Raw genomic sequence first — 5,297 nt, forward strand, 5'->3', positions numbered from 1 at the left:
GCGGCGCGGCGGCGCCGGCGAGCAGGGCCGCCGCGCCGAGCGGCAGGTTGACCAGGAACGCCCAGCGCCACGAGAGCGTGTCGGCCAGCAGGCCGCCGAGCACCGGGCCGAGCGCGGGCGCGAGCGCGGTCGGCACCACGATGTGCCGGGACAGCCGCATGCGCTCCTCGGGGGCGTAGGCGGCGAACAACATGGCCATCCCGGCGGGCGTCAGCACGCCGCCCGCCGCGCCCTGCAGCACCCGGAAGCACACCAGCGACCCCAGGTCCCACGACAGCGCGCACAGCCCGGAGGCCGCCGTGAACGCGGCGAGCGCGGCCAGGAAGACGCGCGACGCGCCGTACCGGTCGCACAGCCAGCCGGCGACCGGCATGGCGATCGCGAGGCTGGCCAGGAACGCCGACTCCACGGCGTTCGCCGCGGCGGGCGGCACGCCGAGGTCGGCCGCGACGGCGAACAGCGCCGGGTTGACGATCGTCGCGTCCAGGCCGCTCACGCACATCGCCGTGACGTAGGCGGCCAGTACGCGGCCCCTCACCGGCGCAGGCTGCGGGGGCGCAGGTCGGTCCAGGACGCCTGGACGTAGGCCAGGCAGGCGGCCCGGCCGTCCGGCCCGAAGCGCACCGACCAGCCGTCGGGGACGGCGGCGAAGGAGGGCCACAGGGAGTGCTGGTCCTCGTCGTTGGCCAGGACGAGGAACTGTCCGTCCGGGTCGTCGAAGGGGTTCACGGGGTGTGCTCCTGGGTCGCGGGGGCGGCGCCACGGGGGCCGGGGCCGCCTGGTCGGTCGAGGTGGTCGAGGCGGTCGAGGCGGTCGAGGCGGGCGGCGACGATCGCGGCGATCTCGGCGATCGGGCCCGGCTGTGTCATGTCCTTGTGGCTGCAGGCCACGTCGTGCGTCTCGATCGTGCCGCCGACGTGCGGGCGCCAGGCGTCCGCGGTCAGGGTGTCGTCCACCGTGTCGACGGTGGCGCGGAAGAACAGCACGTCGCCGTCGAAGCGGCGGGTGTCGAGGGCGCGGACGAGGCGGTTGGTGTTGAGGTAGAGGTCCTTCAGCTCGGCCAGCGTCCCGGCCGGCAGCCCGGCCAGGGGGCTGGACTCGCGGCGCAGGATCTCCGCCACCCGGTCCAGCGTGAGGGCGGCGTCGGGGGCGAAGCCGGCCATCGTGAGCAGCGCCTCCAGCGCCTCGGCCTCGTCGGACGGCGGCAGGTCGCGCATGCCCTCGGCGGGGTAGGCGTCCAGGACGGCCAGCAGCGCGACCTCCTGCCCGGCCAGCCGGAGCTGCACGGCCATCTCCTGGGCGATGATCCCGCCGGTGGACCAGCCCAGCAGGTGGTAGGGGCCGCGCGGGCGCACCAGCCTGAGCTGGGCCACGTAGTCGGCGGCCAGGCGGCGCAGCGAGGTGGGCAGGTGGTCGCGGCGGGCCTGCAACCCGTAGATCGGGCGGTCCTGGACGTGCCGGATGAGGCCGCCGTAGCACCAGCTCAGCCCGCCCGCCGGGTGCACGCAGAACAGCGGCGGCCGGGAGCCGGACTCGCGCAGCGGCAGCAGCGTCCGCAGCGGGTCGGTGCGCGCGCCGCCCTGTGCCAGGGCGGTGAGCGCGGCGGCGGTCGGCGCCTCGAACAGCGCGCCGACGGACACCTCGGCGCCGAACACCTCCTTGACCCTGGCCACCAGCCGGACCGCGAGCAGCGAGTGGCCGCCGAGATCGAAGAAGCCGTCGTCCACGGCGACCCGGGGCAGGCCGAGCACCTCGGCGAACAGCGCGCACATCGCCTCCTCGCGCGGCCCGTCCGGCAGCCGGCCGCCGGTGGTGGGGGCCTCGGGGGCGGGCAGGGCGGCGCGGTCGAGCTTGCCGTTCACGGTGAGCGGCAGCGCGGGCACCCGGACGACGGCGGCCGGCACCATGTAGCCGGGCAGCACCCGCGCCACGAACGCCCGCACCTGCCCCACGTCGGCGTCCCTGGCGAAGGCGGCCCCGGCGGAGGCGGCCCCGGCGGAGGCGGCCCCGGCGGAGGCGGCCCCGGCGGAGGCGGGCCCCTCGGAGGCGGTTCCGGCGGAAGCGGTTCCGGCGGAAGCGGTTTCGGCGGAAGCGGTTCCGGCGGAAGCGGTTTCGGCGGGCGGGACGATGTAGGCGGTGAGGCGCTGGTCGCCGGGCCGGTCCTCGCGGACGATCACGGCGGCCTGGGCGACCGACGGGTGCCGCAGCAGGGCCGCCTCGACCTCGCCCGGCTCGATGCGGAAGCCGCGCACCTTGACCTGCTGGTCGGCGCGGCCCGCATAGTCGAGCGTGCCGTCGGCGCGCCATCTGGCCAGGTCGCCGGAGCGGTACATGCGGGTGCCGGGCCGTCCGAAGGGGTCGGCGACGAACCGTTCGGCGGTCAGGCCGGGCCGGCCGAGGTAGCCGCGGGCGAGGCCGTCCCCGGCGACGTACAGCTCGCCGACCACGCCGGGAGGCACCGGCCGCAGGCGGTCGTCCAGGACGTAGACCCGCAGGTCCGGGATGCCGCGCCCGATGGGGCTGCCGTGCTGCTCGCCGGGCGGCAGCATGTGGTGGGTGACGTGCACGGTCGTCTCGGTGATGCCGTACATGTTGACCAGGCGCGGCAGGTCCGGACGGCGGGCCCGCCAGGGGGCGAGGCGGGCGGGCTCCAGCGCCTCGCCGCCGAAGATCACGTACCGCAGGGCCAGGTCGCGGCCGTCGTCGGCGGCGATGAGCTGGTAGAACGCCGACGGCGTCTGGTTGAGCACGGTGACGCGCTCGCGTTCCAGCAGGGCGAGCAGGTCGCCCGGGGACCGGCTGGTCTCGTACGGCACCACGACCAGGCGGCCGCCGTACAGCAGGGCGCCCCACAGCTCCCACACCGAGAAGTCGAAGGCGTAGGAGTGGAACAGCGTCCAGACGTCGCCGGGGCCGAACCCGAACCACGCGTCGGTGGCCGACAGCAGCCGGACGACGTTGTGGTGGGTGATGACCACGCCCTTGGGCCGCCCGGTGGAGCCGCTGGTGTAGATGACGTACGCGGCGTCCCCCGGACGCAGATCGCGCTCCGGGTCGTGGTCCAGCCAGTCGCCGAGGTCGCCCAGCCAGGACGCGTCCACGACGCACACCGGCCCGGCGTCGGCGATCATGTGGTCGGTTCTGGCGGCCGGGTGGGACGGGTCGAGCGGCAGGTAGGCCGCGCCCGTCTTGACCACCGCGAGCAGCGCCGCCACCAGGTCGGGCGAGCGGGGCAGCGACAGCGCGACGACGGCGCCGGGCCGGGCGCCGTGGGCGATGAGCTTGTGCGCCAGCCGGTTGGCGCGCGCGTTCAGCTCGGCGTACGTCCAGGTGTCCACGGCGACGGCGTCCGGGGTGCGGCGGGCCTGGGCCTCGAACAGGCCGGGCAGGGTGCCGCCGGGCTCGCTGACCAGGTCGCCGTTCCACTCCTCGACCAGGGTGCGGCGTTCGGCGGCGTCGAGCAGGTCGTACCCGCCGAGCGGCCGGTCCGGGTCGGCCACGGCCTGTTCCAGCAGGCGGGTCAGCCGGCCGGCGAGGGCGCGGGCGGTGGCCCGGTCGAACAGGTCGCGGTTGTACTCCAGGAACCCGGCGCCGGACGGGCCGACGTTCAGGGTGAGGTCGAACTTCGCCGTCCCGGTGTGGACGACCTCGACGCCGGGCGGTTCGGCGGCGTCCTGGTGGACGAGCATGACCTGGAACAGCGGGTGCCGGTCGCGCGACCTGGGCGGGTTGAGCGCCTCGACGAGCCGGTCGAAGGGCAGCTCGGCGTGGTCGAACGCGGTCAGGTCGGCGGCCTTGACCCGGTCCAGCAACTCGGCGAACGACGGGTCGCCCGAGGTGTCGGCGCGCAGCACGAGGGTGTTGACGTAGAAGCCGACGCTGCCGTCCAGGGCGCTGTGGCCGCGGCCGGCGACGGGCGTGCCGATCGGGATGTCGGTGCCCGCGCCGAGCCGGGTGAGCAGGGCGGCCAGGGCGGCGTGCAGCACCATGAAGACGCTGGCTCGGGCGCGGCGGGCCAGCGCCTCGACCTCGGCCATGAGAGCGGGCCGGAACGTCACGGGGACCGTGCCGCCCGCGCCGCCCAGCACGGCGGGCCGTGGCCGGTCGTACGGCAGGTCGAGCCGGTCCGGCAGGCCGGCCAGTGTGGCCCGCCAGTGTTCCAGCCCGGTCAGGGGCAGGTCGCGCTGCCACAGCGTGTAGTCGGCGTACTGGACGGGCGGCGGCCCGAACGCCGGCGCCTGTCCGCTCCGGCGGGCCTCGTAGGCCGCCCTCAGGTCCCCGACCAGCGGCCCCGCCGACCAGCCGTCGCCCGCGATGTGGTGCAGGACGAGCATCAGCACGTGCTCGTCGCGGCCGAGCCGCAGCAGGTGGGCGCGGAAGGGCGGCTCGGCGGCCAGGTCGAAGCCACGGCGGGCGATCCGGCGCATGGCCGCGGCGGGCTCGGCCGGCTGCCAGACGGGCATCGGGACGCTGTGCCGCTCCAGGACCCGCTGGCAGGGGACGCCGTCGCGTTCGGGGAAGACCGTGCGCAGGATCTCGTGCCGGGCCACGACGTCGTCGAGCGCGGCCCGCAGCGCGGCGCGGTCCACGTCGCCGCCGAGCCGTAGCGCCAGCGGGATGTTGTACGTCGGGTTGGGCCCCTCCATCCGGTACAGGAACCACAGCCTGGCCTGCGCGGACGACAGTGGCACCGGGTCGGGCCGCATCGCCGCCGGCCCGGTCCGCGGGGACGGGAGCAGGGGCGGCCGAGGGGCGGCGGTGACGCCGAGCAGGGCCGCGAGCCCGGCCGGGGTGGGGGCGTCGAACACGGCCCTGATCGGCACGGCGGCGCCGAAGGTCTCCCTGATCCGCACGGTGAGGCGGGCGGCCAGCAGCGAGTGGCCGCCCAGGTCGAAGAAGCCGTCCTCGGGGCCCGCCGCCGGGAGGTCCAGCACCTCGGCGAACAGGGCGCACATGGTCTCCTCGGCGGCGTTCGCGGGCCCGCGGCCGGTGGCGGCGCTGGCCTCGGGGGCGGGGAGGGCGGCCCGGTCGAGCTTGCCGTTGGGCGTGCGGGGCAGCGCCTCCAGGGTGACGACCTGGACGGGCGTCATCCCGGCGGGCAACCGCGCGGCCGCGAACCGCAGCAGCTCCGCGCCGGTCGGGCGGTCCGCGCCGGGTGGGGTGGGGATGACGTAGGCGACCAGGCGGCCGGCGTGGGCGGCGACCGCGGCCGCGGCCACCGACGGGTGCTCCTCCAGCACCGCCTCGACCTCGGCCGGCTCGATCCGCACGCCGCGCACCTTGACCTGGTCGTCGGC

At 76.4% G+C, this 5,297-nt stretch carries 2 protein-coding genes and 1 pseudogene; all 3 read right to left on the reverse strand.

Annotated features, from left to right (window positions below; all coding sequences use genetic code 11):
- A partial coding sequence (locus ACWCSD_RS47185; protein WP_449925461.1) for an MFS transporter occupies positions 1 to 538 on the reverse strand: 538 nt, incomplete at its 3' end.
- Positions 535 to 729 carry an MbtH family protein gene (locus ACWCSD_RS47190; protein ID WP_358297748.1) on the reverse strand — a complete coding sequence of 65 codons (195 nt, stop codon included), beginning with the start codon at positions 727 to 729 and terminating at the stop codon, positions 535 to 537. The genes ACWCSD_RS47185 and ACWCSD_RS47190, both read right to left, overlap by 4 nt.
- Positions 726 to 5,270 (reverse strand): annotated as a pseudogene (locus ACWCSD_RS47195) (amino acid adenylation domain-containing protein); the annotation flags it as partial. The gene ACWCSD_RS47190 and the pseudogene ACWCSD_RS47195, both read right to left, overlap by 4 nt.
- Between the last annotated feature and the right edge of the window lie 27 nt (positions 5,271 to 5,297).

The sequence above is a fragment of the Nonomuraea sp. NPDC001684 genome (assembly GCF_053596515.1).